The 15,899-nt window shown below is 71.2% G+C and carries 14 protein-coding genes and 1 pseudogene; 5 read left to right on the forward strand and 10 right to left on the reverse strand.

The window, feature by feature from the left end:
* Window positions 1-175 precede the first annotated feature (175 nt).
* Together SACTE_RS28690 and SACTE_RS28695 are read right to left on the reverse strand one after the other, a co-directional pair.
* Window positions 176-2,410 (reverse strand): HAMP domain-containing sensor histidine kinase, encoded by a 2,235-nt coding sequence (locus tag SACTE_RS28690; protein WP_014049516.1) that lies wholly within the window; start codon window positions 2,408-2,410, stop codon window positions 176-178.
* Window positions 2,394-3,116, reverse strand: a complete 723-nt coding sequence (locus SACTE_RS28695; RefSeq protein WP_176724293.1) for a response regulator transcription factor — start codon at window positions 3,114-3,116, stop codon at window positions 2,394-2,396. Before SACTE_RS28695 ends, SACTE_RS28690 begins: the two co-directional genes overlap by 17 nt.
* A gap of 618 nt (window positions 3,117-3,734) precedes the next feature.
* Here SACTE_RS28695 and SACTE_RS28700 point away from each other — a divergent pair.
* Window positions 3,735-4,016 (forward strand): 6-carboxytetrahydropterin synthase, encoded by a 282-nt coding sequence (locus SACTE_RS28700; protein WP_019993008.1) that lies wholly within the window; start codon window positions 3,735-3,737, stop codon window positions 4,014-4,016.
* 66 nt (window positions 4,017-4,082) lie between these two features.
* On the opposite strand, the gene SACTE_RS28705 is transcribed toward SACTE_RS28700, so the two are convergent.
* From SACTE_RS28705 to SACTE_RS28725, 6 genes are all read right to left on the reverse strand, one after another.
* Window positions 4,083-6,074, reverse strand: coding sequence for an N-6 DNA methylase (locus SACTE_RS28705; protein WP_014049518.1), 1,992 nt, complete (start codon window positions 6,072-6,074; stop codon window positions 4,083-4,085).
* Window positions 6,075-6,340: 266 nt separating this feature from the next.
* On the reverse strand, window positions 6,341-7,219 hold the full coding sequence (locus SACTE_RS28710) for a septum formation family protein (RefSeq protein ID WP_014049519.1): 879 nt from the start codon (window positions 7,217-7,219) through the stop codon (window positions 6,341-6,343).
* 648 nt (window positions 7,220-7,867) lie between these two features.
* Window positions 7,868-8,209, reverse strand: a complete 342-nt coding sequence (locus SACTE_RS28715; RefSeq protein WP_141708008.1) for a hypothetical protein — start codon at window positions 8,207-8,209, stop codon at window positions 7,868-7,870.
* Window positions 8,210-8,296: 87 nt separating this feature from the next.
* The gene (locus tag SACTE_RS28720) at window positions 8,297-10,852 is read right to left on the reverse strand and encodes a DUF262 domain-containing protein (RefSeq protein WP_014049521.1); all 2,556 of its coding nucleotides are present in this window, start codon (window positions 10,850-10,852) and stop codon (window positions 8,297-8,299) included.
* Between the two features lie 213 nt (window positions 10,853-11,065).
* Window positions 11,066-11,299: a hypothetical protein gene (locus SACTE_RS34315; protein ID WP_141708009.1), complete on the reverse strand. Its 234-nt coding sequence runs from the start codon at window positions 11,297-11,299 to the stop codon at window positions 11,066-11,068.
* Window positions 11,300-11,431: 132 nt separating this feature from the next.
* Window positions 11,432-12,304, reverse strand: a complete 873-nt coding sequence (locus SACTE_RS28725) for an alpha/beta hydrolase (protein WP_014049522.1) — start codon at window positions 12,302-12,304, stop codon at window positions 11,432-11,434.
* Between the two features lie 236 nt (window positions 12,305-12,540).
* Here SACTE_RS28725 and SACTE_RS28730 point away from each other — a divergent pair, with 236 nt between their 5' ends.
* The 4 genes from SACTE_RS28730 to SACTE_RS35620 all read left to right on the forward strand — a co-directional run bounded on the left by SACTE_RS28730 (window position 12,541) and on the right by SACTE_RS35620 (window position 14,555).
* Window positions 12,541-13,371, forward strand: coding sequence for an SAM-dependent methyltransferase (locus SACTE_RS28730; RefSeq protein WP_014049523.1), 831 nt, complete (start codon window positions 12,541-12,543; stop codon window positions 13,369-13,371).
* Window positions 13,372-13,431: 60 nt separating this feature from the next.
* Complete coding sequence (locus tag SACTE_RS28735) at window positions 13,432-14,079, forward strand: MerC domain-containing protein (RefSeq protein WP_014049524.1); 648 nt, start codon at window positions 13,432-13,434, stop codon at window positions 14,077-14,079.
* Between the two features lie 102 nt (window positions 14,080-14,181).
* On the forward strand, window positions 14,182-14,358 hold the full coding sequence (locus SACTE_RS35615) for a hypothetical protein (RefSeq protein ID WP_019993006.1): 177 nt from the start codon (window positions 14,182-14,184) through the stop codon (window positions 14,356-14,358).
* Window positions 14,355-14,555 carry a hypothetical protein gene (locus SACTE_RS35620; protein WP_019993005.1) on the forward strand — a complete coding sequence of 67 codons (201 nt, stop codon included), beginning with the start codon at window positions 14,355-14,357 and terminating at the stop codon, window positions 14,553-14,555. The genes SACTE_RS35615 and SACTE_RS35620 overlap by 4 nt, the downstream gene beginning before the upstream one ends.
* Window positions 14,556-14,629: 74 nt before the next feature.
* On the opposite strand, the gene SACTE_RS28745 is transcribed toward SACTE_RS35620, so the two are convergent.
* Entirely contained in the window at window positions 14,630-15,430 is an 801-nt protein-coding gene (locus SACTE_RS28745; RefSeq protein ID WP_014049525.1) for an SAM-dependent methyltransferase, read from the reverse strand.
* Between the two features lie 148 nt (window positions 15,431-15,578).
* Window positions 15,579-15,806: pseudogene (locus SACTE_RS28750) on the reverse strand (VOC family protein); the annotation flags it as partial.
* Window positions 15,807-15,899: the final 93 nt, after the last annotated feature.

The raw sequence follows: 15,899 nt of genomic DNA on the forward strand, positions 1-15,899 counted from the left end.
TCCAGCCCGGCGTGGGTGGAGCCGACGCGCGGACGCGCGCCGGATGCCGGGCATGGCCCCAGACTGGGCCGGAGTTGTGAGAAACCTGTCAGGTAGCCATGTTCATCGCATCAAGGTCCGCCGCGGCCCGCCGTGTCACTGCCCGGTGTCGTCCGTCGCACCGGTCCCGTTCGTGTCACTGCTCGCCGTCGTCCGTCGTGCCGGGCCCCGCCGACGGGAGCCGCAGGGTGAAGACCGAGCCCTCACCCACCGTGCTGACGACACCCGCCGACCCTCCGTGCGCCTCGACGAGCTTGCGGACGATCGCCAGGCCCAGGCCACTGCCCCCGGTACGCCGGCTACGGGACTTCTCGGCACGCCAGAACCGGTCGAACACCTGGGGCAGGTCCTCCGCGGCGATCCCGCTCCCGGTGTCGGCGACCTCCACCACCACCTCGTCCACGCCGGACCGCTCCTTCGTGTCCCCGGGCTCCTTCTCCTCCCCGGACTTCTTCTCTTCCCCGGACTTCTTCTCTTCCTCGGGCCCGGCGGGATACGCGCGCAGAGTCACCCGCCCGCCCGCCGGAGTGTGCCGTACGGCGTTGGAGACCAGGTTCCCGATCGCCTGCCGCAGCCGCACCGGGTCGGCGGTGAGCTCCGGGACCGGTTCGCGGGTGTCCGTCGCCGCCACCGTGAGGATGACCTCCGCCGCCTCGGCCTGCGCCTGGTGGGCCGCGGCGACGTGGGCGAGCAGATCGTCGATCCGCACGGGCTCGGGGTGCAGGCGCAGGGCACCCGCGTCGGCCGCCGCCAGGTCCTGGAGGTCGTCGATGATGTGCTGGAGCTGCACCGCCTCTTCCAGCAGCGAGGAGATGAACATCGCGTCCGGCTCCGCGATACCGTCCTGCGCCCCTTCCAGCCAGCCCCGGATATTGCTCAGCGGGGTGCGCAGCTCGTGCGCGACATCGCTGACCATCACCTTGCGCTGCTCCTCAGAGCGGGCCCGGTGCTCGGCCATGTCGTTGAAAGCGGTGGCCAGTCGGCCGACCTCGTTGTCCGTGGTGACCAGCACCGGCGCCGAGTCCTGGCCGTCCCGCAGGCGCTGGGCGGCACCCGTGAGCGCGTGCAGCGGCCGTACGAGCCTGACCCCCGCGAGGACCGAGGCGCCGACGGTGAGCGCGAGGACGAGCGCCGCGACTCCGATGATCTTCGCCGTGTTGGCGGGGGACAGATCGAAGCCGGGGACGGTACCGCCGCCCGGGTCACTGATGAACAGCAGCGCCGGCGAGGCGACGTACGAGCTGAGCTGCTCCTGACGGGCGATGCCGACGCACGAGGCGATGTCCCGGTCGTTCTCGCTGTCCCGGCCCACGGCGGCGGGAGCGGGGACGGGAGTGGGAACAGGGGTGGACACGCGCTCCCGGGGGTGACTGGAGGCGGGGGTGGACTCGCGGTCCCGCTCGTACCGAGGAGCCTGAACCGCCCCGTCGCCCGCGTCCCAGGAGAGGTCGAGATCGAGCTGCACGGCGTCGCGGCCCTGCCGGTCCAGACACGCGTTGACGAGCTCGTTGAGCGCGGTCAGCGCCTTCGCCTCGGTCCCGGTGGGGGTGTTCAGCGCGTCCGTCGAGCACAGGCTCTCCCGCACCCGCTCGGGGTCGTTGCCCACGACCTGGATCCGGGGCCGCCCGCTCGGACTCTCGACGACGTCCGAGGCGATCCCGGACCGGCCGAGACACTGGACGGCCTCCTCGGCGGTGCGCCTGAGCGACGTACGCTCGGCCTCCGGCAGCCGGAACGGTCCGACGGCCCGGGGGTCGATCCGGTCGTTCTCGGAACGCGTCACCACGAGGCCGCCGGACGACGTCCCGAGCGGGCCGGGTGACGCCCTGTCGGCCTCGGGCACGTCAGGTGACGCGGTGGCGTCGGGCGGTGCCGCGTCGGAGGAGGGCTGCGTTTCGTCGACCGGTGCCCCGGCCGTCCCGGGGGTGCCCACCGTCACCGGCGCGGCGCCGACCGACGTGGACCCGGTGGCGGTCACGGACAGCGGGTCGACGACCGCCGACGCCTCGGGAGGCAGGGCGGGCGGGGACGGGGAGGACACGGAGGAGTCGGCGAGGATCTGCCGGTTCTGCGTCGTCAGGGTGATCCGCCGGTCGGAGGTGTCCGCCAGCTCCCGTACGGTCTCCCCGACACCGTCCCAGGTGGCGTGCTCCGCCGCGTAACCGAGCAGGGTGTCGAGGACCCGGGTGTCGGCGGCCAGGTTGCGGCCCTGTTCCTGCTCGATCGCCCCGGACGTCGTCTGCACCGCCAGCCAGGCGGTCGCGGCGACCGAACAGGATGCCACCAGCGCCGACACGGCCAGCAGCCGCCCCAGCAGGCTCTTGCGCAAGGGCAGCCGCCGGCCGCCTCCGTACTCAGCGCGCCGACGCACGCGAAGCCTTCTTCGCCGGGTCCACGAGCTTGTAGCCGACGCCGAAGACGGTGAGCAGCCGGTCCGGACGCCGGGGCGCCTGCTCGATCTTCTTGCGGAGGTTCATGATGTGCACGTCGACCGTCCGGCTGCTGATGTACCGGTCGAACCCGTGCAGTTCGGCGAGCAGCTGCTCGCGGGTGAAGACGCGTCCGGGCTCGGCCGCCATCGCCGCCAGGAGTCGGAACTCACCCGGGGTGCAGGTGATGCGTACGCCGTCCACCGCCACCTCGTGCCGCCGCGGGTCGACGGCGAGCGCCCCCACCCGCACCACCGGGTCGTCCTGACGGTCCGCGTCCCGTCGGGTGCGCCGCAGAAGGGTGCGCACCCGGGCCATCAGCTCCCGGGGGCTGTACGGCTTGGTCATGTAGTCGTCGGCGCCCAGGTCGAGCCCGAGCAGCAGATCGTCCTCCGTCGACCGGGCGGTCAGCATGAGGACCGCCAACTCCCGGCCCTCCGACCGCAGTACCCGGACCACGTCGAGTCCGTCGGCCCGCGGCATCATCACGTCGAGGACGAGCAGGTCCGGCTCACCCTGCCGGGCCTGCTCCAGCGCGGCGAGACCGTCGGCCACCACCGTGACCGCGTGCCCTTCACGTTCGAGGTAGCGGCGTACGAGCTCGGCCTGTTTCGCGTCGTCTTCCGCGACTATCACGTTTGCGCACACGGGGACGATCGTAGGGGAGCCGGGGCGGCCCGCCGGGAGCAGGCCGCCCCACCGCTCCCGAGCGTGCCGTCAGGCCGGGCGGATCGTCTCCTCGCCCAGGACCGCGGCCTCCTTCTCCCGGCCGAGGGCCGGCACCTCCCGTCGGCAGGCTTCCAGCGCGGCCGCGGCAGTTCGAACCGCCTCGGCTCGGACACGTCCATCCGCCGGGCCGCATCGGGCACTTCGGTCACGACGGTCAGATGTGTCTCCGGGGCGCGGGCACCGACGTGGCGTAGTCCAGCAGCGCTTGGGCCGCCGGGGAAGATGGACCGCCGGGCTGGCACACGGTAGGCGTCGATCTGCTCATGGACGGTGATCGTTCCGGAACCGAGCAGCAGGATCCGCCTGCCCTGCGGGCACCGGCCCGGTCCCGATCTACGCGGGAGTCGCCCGAAAGCCCTGACAGGGACCGGCCACACGCACCCCAAGGTCATGATCCCCGCCTCTCGGGCAATGGCACGACAACGCCATGGGGGAGGGGCCGGAAGGCGGGAGCACGGTGTTCACCATCAGCAAGGACTTCCATTTCTCCGCCGGCCATGTGCTGGACCGGCTTCCGGGCACGATCCGTGCGCCCGGATGCACGGCCACGACTGCATCGTGGTGCTGGAGCTGTCCGCCGAGGACGAAGACCGCACGGACAGCGGCTTCGTGAGGGACTTCTGTGAGCTGTCGGTGTTCAAGGCGTGGGTGGACGCAGCCCTCGACCACCGGCACCTCAACGAGGCCATCGCGGGTCTGCCTCCGTCGGCCGAGAACCTCGCCAGGTGGATCTTCGACACCTGGGCGGGCCAGTTCCCTGAACTCGGTGCGGTGAAGGCATCGGAAACGCCGAAGACCTGGGCGGTCCACCGGCCGTGACCGAGGGGCCGGTGTCCCTCGGCGCTGTCTGTCGGACGGGGGAGACACCGACCGCAGCCGGTTCGGTCAGCCGGCCGTCGTGAGGCCGCCCGACGCCAGCCGGTCGTTCAGGTCACGGCTGAGCGACGTGCCGAGCGAGCCGGACCGGGCCAGGAGGCGCTGGAACGACGTGATCCGGCGAAAGATTTCGCTGTACGGCGTCTGCTCCTCCAGCGGGAGCTGGAGGACCGCCAGACGTCTCACGTCCACCCGGGACGAGGCCGACGCGTGGGTCCCCGCATGGCGGCCGTTGGCCGGGGCCCTCAGGCACCCGGCGAGGAAGTGGGCGTCCAGCTTGTGCGGGTCCACGCGCAACGCGAAGAGCTGTGACCCCAGGGCGACCGGCGGCCCCTCGTGCACCCACGCGTCGAACGCGCGGACCACACCGGCCACGACGACGTCACCCTCCTCCGCGATCGTCTGGTGCTCGCCACCCGCGAGCCAGGCGCTGGGCACGCCGTCCAGCAGAAGGTCCGGGACGGTGAGAAGAGGAATCGATCGTTCTCGCGGGTCGCGGAAGACCTCCGCCGACTCGGAGGGCTGCGTCCCCGGCCGTAGCGAGAGGGCGCCGGCCTTGACCAGATCGCCTACCGTCGTGGAGGACTGTCGGCCCCCTGCGGGCGATCGGGCGGTGTCCAGGGAGGCGAAGGACCGACTCAGCTCCCGCAGCGAGGCCAAGGCGTCACCCAGCTCGCTCCAGCGATCGGCCGACTCCTTGCCGCGCACCTCGGGCCGAGCCGCCACGTACCGGCCGGGTGTCACGTCGACCTCGTCGTCCAGGAGGTCGAGCAGCGGAACCCGGACCGCCCCGTGCGGCAGTTCGGACGCACCGTCCAGGCCGTCGAGCGAGGTGAGAGCCAGCGACTCGATAGCCTCCCAGTCCGGACCCCGGCCACCGGGCCCCGTGTGCGCGGACGCGTCGACCAGCAGCGCGTCGTCGCCGCTGCCGCCCGTACGCTCGTCTCCTGCGCGCAGGATCCACAGCTGGAGCGACACGCTGTGCGGCTGGGCGCAGCCCGGCGGCAGCGCCACCACGGCGCGCAGCACCCCGTGCCTGAGCAGCGACCCCCGGATGCGTCGGCCTGCCCGTCGAGAGGCCACAGCCGGGGGCAGGACCACCACGGCGGTTCCGCCCGACCGCAGACGGGCCAGCAGGTGCTGCACCCAGGCGAGTTCCGGTTCGGTGCGGGGCGGAAGCCCGTGGACCCACCGCGGGTCGGTGGCGAGCTCTTCGTAACCCCAGTCCCGCTCGTTGAACGGTGGATTGCAGAGGGCGATGTCGGCCCTGAGATCCGGGTACGGATCGTCGCGGAGAGAGTCGACGGCGGTGATCCGGGTCCGTACGTCCCGTTCGTCACCGGCGAACGCGAGCCGTGCCTCGGCCAGCTCGGCCAGCGCGCTGTCGATCTCGCACCCGTACAGCTCCACACCGCCCGAGGCCTGTCCGGCCGCCGCGGACAGGAGGTGGCCCGAGCCGCAGGCGGGATCGAACACGGTCGAGGTCTTCTGTCCCCACGCGGTGCGCGTGCGCAGCGCTATGCGGGCCATCAAGGTGGCCAGGCGGGCCGGGGTCGCGCTGATCTGACGTACGTGCGCGTCCAGCCAGCGTTGCAGCAGGAACTCGAACGTGTGCGTGGTCCCCTCACGCCTGCCGAGCTCGACTGTCTCCGCCACGAGAGCCCGTGCTTCCGCGGAGAGAGGCCGGGAAGGGGCGCGGGAGCGCTTGCCGCGCATACGGTGCCCCGCGTACGCGATGGCCAGACCCGCCTCGTCCCGGCCGGCCAGCGTCTCGAACCTGGGCCACAGCAGCTCCAGGCCCCCGGCCTCGTTCAGCTTGTCGTTGTCGCGTAGCCACTGCTCCACCTCGGTCAGCGCGAACTGCGGCTTGACGTCGGTGCCGCCGATACGTGCCGGGAAGGTGTCGTGCCGGCGGCGCCAATTGCTGACCGCGGCCCGACCCACCCCGGCGATCCGCGCGATCTCGGCCAGGCTGACCGGCACGGTTCCGGGGGACGTCATCGGGATCTCCAAGGGCTGGCAGACGTGAGAACGAGGACCACTCGGACCACTCCGACGCCGAGGCTACTACGCCATTGACTTGGTTCACAGCACGGTTCCGACGGCGGGCGCCTACCGAAGACGGCCGACCGGGTATGGGTGGCGCCGTGGGACGCGAAGACCTCCGCGCGGTGAGTTCCCGGACAGGCTCCCACCGCACCGGAGGCCTTCGTCATGCGCAGGGCCTGCCGAGTGTCGACAACCCTCGTGACCGGTACGCCTGAGGGTCAGCCGGCCCAGACCTCGGCGTCGTCGGCCGGGACGGTGGTGGCGAGCTTCAACTCCTTGCGGGCGGGAACCGTCTTCGTCGGGTCGATGCCGTTGAAGGCCAGGTCGTAGGCGACGTAGAAGGCGTCCGTGTCCTTGGCGGAGGCCGCCTTCTTCCACGCCTCGGCGGCTTCCTCGAGCTGCGTGCGCAGCTTGACGGTCTCCGGCTGCTGGATGCCCTTCAGCGACGCGAGGTGGGTGTCGAGGGCGGTACCCACGGCCTTGGCCTGCTTCTTGTAGCCGTCGAAGTCGTCCTCGACGCTCTCCGCCTCGGGCTGGTTCGCCCACAGCGTCTCGTAGAGGGCGTCCGCGCCCTTGAGGTACGCGAGCTGGTCGGCGTTCAGATCGGCGGACTTCAGGGAACCGGAGAACGTGCCCTTGTCCTTGGCGTATGTGCAGCTCACCGCCCGGTCGCCGGTCTTCCAGCTCTCGCTGGTGGGGAAGTAGTAGAAGAGGTCGACGCCCTCCGGGACGCTCCAGGTGTCAGCGATGAACGCCTGTGCCACGGCGGGGCACCGCTCGTCCGCGATCTGGGTGGCGCCGTCCTCACCGGGGTACTTCGACTCGCCTTCGATCTTGAACTCGCCGACGACCTGCCCCTGGTGGGCCTCGTCGCAGGGCACGATCTCGACGCTGAACTCCTCGGTGTCGGTCACCCCGCTGTTCGGGTTGTAGCAGTCGCCGGTGTCGAGCGAGAAGACCGACCGCTGGCGCACCGCCTTCTTCGCGCCCGACTTGGCTTCCTCGACGATGTCGGCGCATCCCGTCGCTCCGACTGCCAGGAGGACGACGACGGCAGCTATGGAGCGCAGGGAACGGGACTGGGCACCGAAAGACATGAGTTGTGCATCCTCAACGGGAGAAATGGCGAACAGGTGTGCGCATCGTATGGCACGCCTGTGACGGAAGTGTGAGCAGCTACCTCCGCTTACTCGGAGGTGGCCGGACGGTGAAGTCCGGGCCGCCTCCCCGAACGGCGCCGCCGCGGGCGGGTGTTCGGGAGACGCCGAGTGTCCGAGAGGGTGCCACTGTCCAGTGAAGCATACGTGTGAACTCAGTCAATAGTCGACACGTTGGATCGCATCGAAGCGGGACGGGGTGCGCGGTGCCGTGTGTCCCTGGTCCGGCGCGTGACCGACCGGGCCCGTATGAGCGGACGGGGCCCGGTCGGCGGCCGGTCGGCGGTGGGTGGCGCGGCCGCCGACCTCCGGTCATGCGCCAGGTCCCGACAACCAGGTCGACGGGCGCGGGGCACATGCCCGGAGGGGCGTTCCGCCGGACGCCGTCAGGGGAACTCAAGGGCATGGCCCACCGCTTCCTGCCCCGGGACCGGCACGACTGGCTGGGCGGCCGACGCGTACCGGGTCACCGGACCGTGTCCGCCCCGGCGCCCTGCGGGACCTGGCCACCGACACCAGCCGCGCGGCGGACCTCGGACAGCCGGCTCGCCGCAGGTCCGCAGGTCCGCAGGGCCACACCGGTCCGGATCAGAAGGGCTTCGACTCCAGGTGGTACGTCGTGTCGACCCAGAAGCCGCTCGTCGCCCTGCCCTTGATCTCCGACGCGTAAGCGCCGGGAATCAGCGGCCCGATGCCGCCCCAGACGCCCCACGCGTAGCGCTGGGTCCCGCCCCTCATGAAGGGTGCGGTGAGCTCCCGCAGGGGCAGTGGCAGGCCGTTGAGAGACGCGGTCGCCTCTGCCACGGCCAGGGACCGAGGGGTCCTCGCACAGGAGCGGGGGTGCTGCATGTTGAGCACCGGGAAGAACACCGGCCGGCCCGCCGGTACCGCCCAGCGCCGCACCACATCAGAGGGCTCTGTGCCGACCACACGGGCTGGGCTACGACGCACCGAAACGTGCACACCGGGCAGCGCACACCGGGAATGCGCACACCGGCAATCGCGTGCCCCAAGCCGTCAGAGACCGCCGGGCAGGCCGAGGGCCGCCGTGTGGACGAACCATTCCAGTACGCCGTCGATCTCCTCCGCGTGCTCGGCGAAGACGCTGAGCGGGAAGGACGGGCGCAGTTCCAGCTTGGCTTCCGACAGGGTGATCCCGTCGATCTCGTTGAGGCGCCGCAACAACGCGCGCCGCTGCTCCACGTCGTCGAACGGGCTGCGGTCCTTGAGGTACTGGAAGACGACCTCGACGGTGCCGGAGACGGGGTAGAGACCGAACGGCCACATCACGCGCGAGTCGACGGACGTGCCCACGTCCAGCATCGGGAAGCAACTCGTCTCCTCGGACCGGCCGTAGGTGACGTAACCGCCCTGCCTGCGCCAGAAATCGAGTGAGGACAGAAGACCGGCCGAGGCCTCCGGCCAGTGCCGCCTCAGCTGCCCCCGGAAGCGTTCGGCCGCCTCGGTGTTCTCGCCGTCCGGCAGCGGATCGCCCGGCGCAGGCCTCGCTACGTCCTTGCCGAGGAGCGTGGCCAGTTCGGCCGCGGTCAGGCGCTGCGAGCGGTGAGCCCGGCCCAAGGAGTCGAACCGTACCCCCTCCGCCGCCAGCAGTTCCTGCGGAGGCCGCCTGTCGCTGCCGTCGACCCGACGGAAGCCCGCCGAGACCCTGCCGTCGGCCGTGAGGACCCGGTGGGCGCCGATCACCGCAGGGTTCGCCGCCAGATGGCCGCCGACGGCCACCGGATGACTGCCGATCAGTTCCGCCACGTCTCCGTACGTCGTCCAGGAACCGCTGGGCAACGCGACGAGAGCGGCCCGCAGCTCCGCCCAGCCCGCCCACTCCTCACCGGCCGGGCGGACCGAGGCGCCACCGACCGGGCCGGGCCACAGTCCGACCGCCCGTTCCGACAACCGGTCCGCGCGGGCCAGGATCTCCGCCTTGCCCCAGCGCCCGGACGCGGCGATCTCCAGATTCATCCGCAGAGCGCTGGAGTCGAGGATCTGCTGCTTGCGCTCGAAAGGACTGTTGGAGAGCTTCGAGTTGTCTCCCGTGAGGGTGAGGTTGCCGAGCGTGTGCACCAGGAGATCATGCAGCTCCTGGGGGGTCTGGCCGTCCTCGGTCTCGTCGGCGAGCTGGTCGAACCACGCCTGGGTGGGCCGCTGCGGTAGGACGTGCTCCACACTGAGGGACGCCTTGGCGAAGTCCACGGGCTCGGTCGGCCGGTAGCTCTCCTCCAGGCGACGCAGGATGTAGCCCCGCTGGGGCGGGCGGCCACTCCAGTAGAACGGTTTGCCGCGCATCGCGTCCCGCAACTCGTCGTCGCTCGGCCACCTGCGGCGCCTGCCGGACAGGAACCGGCGCACGGCCTCGGCCGCGGAGCGGTCCGTCTCCAGCTCCTTGGGCGCCTCCATGAAGATCCGGTTGAGGTTCGTGGTCGGCGTCTGGCAGATGAGGCGCCTCACCAGGTACGACTCGACGTAGAGCAGCGCCTCGGCGGCGTCCTCGGGAGTCGTGTCGCCCGTGTCCACCAGGCCGAGGAGATGCAGGGCCAGCGGGTAGTGGGTCTGGCCGCCCCACGCGGTGAGCCGTTCCAGCATCCCGCGCAGTGCGGGAGACGGCTCCCGGTGCGGCTCGATGACGCGGAGGAACCGCGTGCCCCGCTCGGCCAGTTCGGCGATCTCGTGGTGCAGCGCCTCCTCGTCGCTCGCGAGCGGCTGGAGCCGCTTCTGCTGCTCCCGGTAGATCTCGCTCTGCTTCGCGGTGTGGTGACCCCGCACGATCAGGTCCAGCCAGACGAGCAGCTCCAGGTTCTTGGGGCCGAGGCTCTGCTGCATGGGCAGCCACAGCTCCTGGTAGACCCGCTCGCCACGGTTCCGCAGGAGTGAGAACACGTAGTTGCGGAGCAGGTCGCTCTGGCTGAGCCCGACACCCGTGTTGTTGATCGACTCGAAGATGCGGTACACGTTGTCGCCGTGCTCGGCGGTGATCTCGACGATCGACAGCAGGTCCTTCAGCACCGTTTCGACCGTGGCCACCCACTGGTGGCCGTCGGCGCCCTCCCTGCCCTCGGCGAGCACACCGCGGAAGTACCGGTACGCCCCGCCGATGCTGTCGCCGCCTCCGGCCTGCGGGCGGGACCCCACGCACGAGGTGTACGCCTCCCGGTCGGCCTGCGTGGGCAGCAGGCGGTAGTGGTCGAGGCCCTCGTGGAACTCGTTGACGAGGATCTGCCGATGCACACGGTCGGCGGCACGCGGGTCGCCGCACTCCTTGTAGTGATCGCGTAACGCGGTGAACGCCAGCATCAGCGTGGTCAACCGCTGTTGGCCGTCCACGACGAGCCACCTCTGCACACCGCCCGCCTGGAGCCGGCCGGGATCGAGCACGACGGACCCGAGGAAGTGCGGCGTCGAGTCCTGCCCGGACAGGTGCCGGTCCACCAGCTCGCCGACGTCCTCCCAGAGACGCCGCAGCTGTTCCTCCCCCCAGCTGTACGTCCGCTGATACAGCGGGACTTGGAACTGCTTCTCCCCCTGGACGAGCTTGAGGAAGGTGATCTCCTGGGCGCGCATGCGCTTCCTTTCCGGCCGGGTACCGCCGATGTGAGGCGATGGGTCCCGGCGGCAGGGAAACCTTGGCAGTCGTCGTGAACTCGGTCAACGCGGGCCCGGCGGGCCGGAGTGAGTGGCATGATGCCCTTCCCCTGGTGGGCGGGCAGTGGCCCAGACACGTCCTTCGCGCGGGCCGGCTCAGGCCCCAGGTGATCCCGGCCGGGTGATCAGCCGTCAGCCGAGTTCAGCCTTCCAGGTCACCTCGGGTGGCCGACGAAAGGCTGCGGCCGGTGACGTCCGCGGGCACGCGGTAGTACTCCGCGGGGCGCGCGGATCGGCGCCCAGCATGTGTGCGTACCCGGACGCCGCCTCGGCGTCGTCGAGCAGCGGCTCCAGCCGTGCGGCGAGGGCCCTGCCCGCGTCCGCGACGCCCCGCGCTTTCGGCCCGGCGTCCACCAGCACCTGCACCGCGATGAGCAGCGCCGTGGTCCGAGGGCCGTACCGGTTCCCTTGAAGCGCACCGCGACGCCGTCCCTGGCGTCCCGCAGGCCCGCCGGGTGCGGCCCGACCTGACGGGGCCCGGTGGTGGCGGGCCGGGCGTCAGTGGCGGGCGGTGTGGCCGAGGATCGCCGCCGTCAGCGGGGCAAGGACCTCGTGAGGCAGTGCGTGCCCCATCCCGGGGATCTCCGTCAGACGCGCCCCGCGGATCACCTGTGCGAGGTGCTGCGGGTGCGGAGGCGGAAAGAGAGGATCGGCCGGGGCGGCGACGACGAGCGTGGGTACGTCCGTCGCGGCGAGCTGCTCGGTGCGCAGCATGTCCGCAGCGTCGGCGCGGGCGTGAGCGGTGCCTGCGGTGTGGTGGCCGGTGTGCTCGATGACCCTCCGTTCCGAGTCACGGGTGGCCTCGGCGTCGAAGGGGAGCCCGTCGCCCCCCAGCGCGCGCCAGTGCTCGACCCGACGGTCCAACTCGGCTTCCAGGCCGTGGTCCTCGACGGGCCGGGCCCACAGCTCCAGGATGTGCGGGGCGATGCCGGGCAGTTCCTCGGGCGGTACGCGGGTCCCGTCCGGACGGACGTAGGGCGCGGTGCTGAGGGCGCTCGTTCCGAGCAGGGTGGCGCTGAGCATGCGCTCCGGGTGGTCGGCGATGAGCAGCTGGGTGAGCATTCCTCCCATGGACATCCCCACGACGTGGGCGCGTGCGACACCGAAGGCGTCCAGCACGGCGATGGCGTCGTGGGCCAGCTCGGTGAGGGCGTACGGCGCCTCGTCGAACGCCCACGTGGAGCGGCCGGTGTCCCGGTGGTCGTAGCGGATCACCCGGTGCCGGACGGCGAGTGCGTCGACCAGTTCGTCCGGCCAGCCGAGACCGGACGCCTGCGCGCCCATGATCAGCAGCAGGGGAGGGGCGTCGACGGCGCCACGCTCCTCCGCCCACAGGCGGACTTCGGGTGTCACGTCGATGAAGCGCTCCATGGTGCCCTCCGAAAGGCCGTTGCAGGCGATACGAGACGGTCCGTCTCGTTGTGTTTTCACTCTAACCCATGGCGCCGCGGCGTGGCGGCCCGCCACGTGATTCACCCTCCACATCCGGCGGCCGACGACTGACCGGCCGGACCGTGATCCGCTTCGAACGCGGACGCCGTGCAGGCGCGTTCCTTGGGTAGGTTGGGGGCCCGTCTCGTCGCTCCCGCGCAATCCGGAGGCCCCGCGTGAACAACCAGCAGCCCCCATCCGCCGACACCCGGGACACCGTCCCCGCGGCGTACCGTGTCGACATCACGCGGCCCCACTCCGCCAGGTTCTGGAACTACTTCGTGGGTGGCAGGGACAATTACGAGGTCGACCGTGCGATCGGGGACCAGATCAAGGCGTTCTTCCCCGGACTCGTCGATGTCGCCGTGGCCGGGCGGCAGTTCCTGCGCAGGTCGGTGACGCACCTGGTCCAGGAGCGGGGGGTGCGGCAGTTCCTCGACATCGGCACCGGGCTGCCCAGCGCCGACAACACGCACCAGGTCGCCCAGTCCCTCGCCCCCGAGTCGCGCATCGTCTACGTCGACAACGATCCGCTGGTCCTCACCCATGCCAGGGCCCTGCTCAGCAGTACGCGCGAAGGGGCAACCGACTACATCGACGCCGACCTCTACGACCCGGCGGCGATCCTCGCCGCAGCCGGGGACACCCTGGACTTCGACCGGCCGGTGGCGCTCATGCTCCTCGGGATCCTCGGCCACGCCGACGACTTCGGCCGTGCCCGCGACGTCGTACGGGAGTTGATGGCCGGTCTGCCGTCCGGCAGCTACCTGGCCGTGTACGACGGCACACGGACCAGCGCGGGCATGATCGCCGCGGAGGAGGCGTACATCGAGAGCGGGGCCGTGCCGTACTACGTCCGTGAGCCCGATGAGATCGTCACGCTGTTCGACGGGCTGCGTATGCTCGACCCCGGCTTCGTACGGCTCAGCGAGTGGTGGCCGGACGCCGACTCCGCGCAGGTGCCCGCCGACGTGGACGCCTACGGCGGGGTCGGGATGAAGGAATAGCCCGCACACCCGGGGTGGAGCGGGGCGTGGAGGGGTGGCGGAACGAAGGTGGCACAGGACATGAGCGGGAACAGGGCGGCGGCGACGTACGGCGTCCCGGACACGGCACCGGAAGGCCCGCCCCGGCCGCCGCTGTCCACGGCGCGGAAGGCCGTCGGTTCCCTGGTCTGGGCGGTGGCGCTGCCTGCGGTCATCATCCTGGGCGCCGGTCTCGGCCAGTGGATGACCTGGCTCGGCGTCGTCGTCATGCTGGGTGCCGTCGCGGTCGCCGCCTGCCTGATCGGCGGTGTCTGGCACCGCGCCGGCGCGGCCACGCTCGCCTCGGTCGCGGGTTTCGGCCTGATGCTGTTCGCGGGGCCCGCCGTCTACGAGGTCTACATGAAGACCGTGGGCGATCCGGTGGCCGCCGTGGTCACCGAGGTGACCGATCGTCAGCAGCGGCGTGGCCCCGACATGTTCTGCACCGTCGAGGAGACCGGCGGCGACCGCACCAGGCACGAGGTCTCGCAACAGGAGAACTGCTTCGGCCAGGCAGCGGTGGGCGACCGGGTCGAGATCCGCAAGGACCCGCTCGGGCTGTTCGACCCGCGCCTGCCCGACAGCCCGGACCAGCGGAACACCACCGAGATCACCGTCGCGGTCACCACGGGACTCGCCCTGCTCACCGCGGCCGCCACCTTCTACGGAGGGCAGCGGCGGCGCGGGTAGCGCGTCACGTGGTTGCCTGTGTCCCCGTACGCACACCGCGTGCCGTCACGTAGTCCGACCTGCTCATCTCCTGGGGTCCGTGTGCGGAGGATACCGAGCGGTGTGGTGACGGCAGTGATCTGCCTGGTGGCGGGAGCAGCCGTGACCGGCTGCACCGACGGGGGCGCGGAGAAGGAACGCCCCGCCGACCAGGTGCTGGAGGAGTCGCACGAGACGATGAACGCGCTGAAGACAGTGACCATCGACGCTTCGACCACGCCGACAGCGCGCTCCCCTTGAAGGTGACCGACAAGGAGGACGCCGAAGGCGTCTACACCTTCCACGTCGCCACCGAGGGCAAGCCGTATCTCCTCAAGGTCGCCTACCAGGGTGCCGACTACCGCAGCACGACCTTCTTCAGCGCCTTCGACGCACCGCTGGGCGTCCGGCCACCGGCCGACGCCGACGTACTGGACACGAGCGCCGCCGGCCGGTGATCCGGAGCCGGTAGCCGAATACCCGGCGGGCGCACCTGGTTCGGACAAGGCTCTGAACAGCCGGTGAGTGCCCGTCAGGCCTTGCGGGCGACCACGCACCACATCGGCAGGGTGTCGTCCGGGACGTCCGTCGGCTCGGGGCGCCAGCGGGTCAGGGTGACCACGCCGGGTTCCAGGATCTCCAGTCCCTCGCAGAAGCGCTCCACCTCCTCGCGGGTGCGAGGCGTGGCGGAGGCGTGGTCGGCGGCGCGCTCGTTGTAGATGCGCATGGATGCGGCCACCTCGGGGGCGGTGACGTCGACGGCCGGGTGGGAGAGAACGAGGTAACTGCCCGGTGCGAGGCGGTCCAGAAGGCGGCGGGTGATGTCCCACGGGTCCTCGGAGTCCTTGATGTACTGGAGGATCGCCACCAGCATGAGGCCGACCGGCTCGTCCAGGTCCAGGGTGCGCGAGGCCGCTTCGAGGATCGTGTCCACGTCCCGGGCGTCGGCCTGTACGTAGGCGGTCTGTCCGTCGGGACCGCTGACCAGGAGCGCCCGGGCGTGGGAGAGCACGATCGGGTCGTTGTCGACGTAGACGACACGAGCCTCGGGAACGGCCCGCTGGGCCACCTCGTGGGTGTTGTCCGCGGCGGGAATGCCCGTACCGACGTCGAGGAACTGGCGGATTCCGGCCGCCGCGAGGTGACGTACGGCGCGGCCGAGGAAGGCCCGGTTGGCCCGGACCGACGGCACGATCGTCGGGTTCGCCCGGGCGGCGAGCTGGGCCGCCTCCTGGTCCACCTGGTAGTGGTCCTTGCCGCCCAGCCAGACGTCGTAGACGCGGGCGGGGTGCGCGTTCGCCGGATGCGGTGTGGACTGCGCGTCGTCGTTCATCGTTCATCACCTCGTGCGCGAGGACGGCCAGGTGGGACTCGGGTTCGATCACGGTACCCCCGGGACCTTCCGATGCTGCCCATCGGCGGGCGGCGAGGACCGGCCCGTCGCCCGGCCGGTCCTCGCCGCCTCCCGTCCACCTGGGGGGTCAGCCCTTCGGCTGGGTGAAGCGGATGCGGTTCCCGAAGGGGTCGCGGAGACCGCAGTCGATTCCGTACGGGCGGTCGGTGGGCTCGTCGGTGAACTCGACGCCCTTGCCCAGCAGCGTTTCGTACGTCTTTTGGCAGTCGGCCGTGGTGAAGATGAGCGAGCCGCCCATCGCGCCCTTGGCGACCAGTGCGCGGACCTGCTCCGCCGTCTCCTCCGACATCGCCGGGGGGCGCGAACAGGTCACGGAGCTCACCGGTGAGCTGAGCCACCAGTCCCGGGTCGGTGCTGCGCAGATGGCCCTGGAACGCGGCCTCGTGGT

The organism is Streptomyces sp. SirexAA-E, assembly GCF_000177195.2.
GTDB classification, from domain to species: Bacteria; Actinomycetota; Actinomycetes; order Streptomycetales; family Streptomycetaceae; genus Streptomyces; species Streptomyces flavovirens.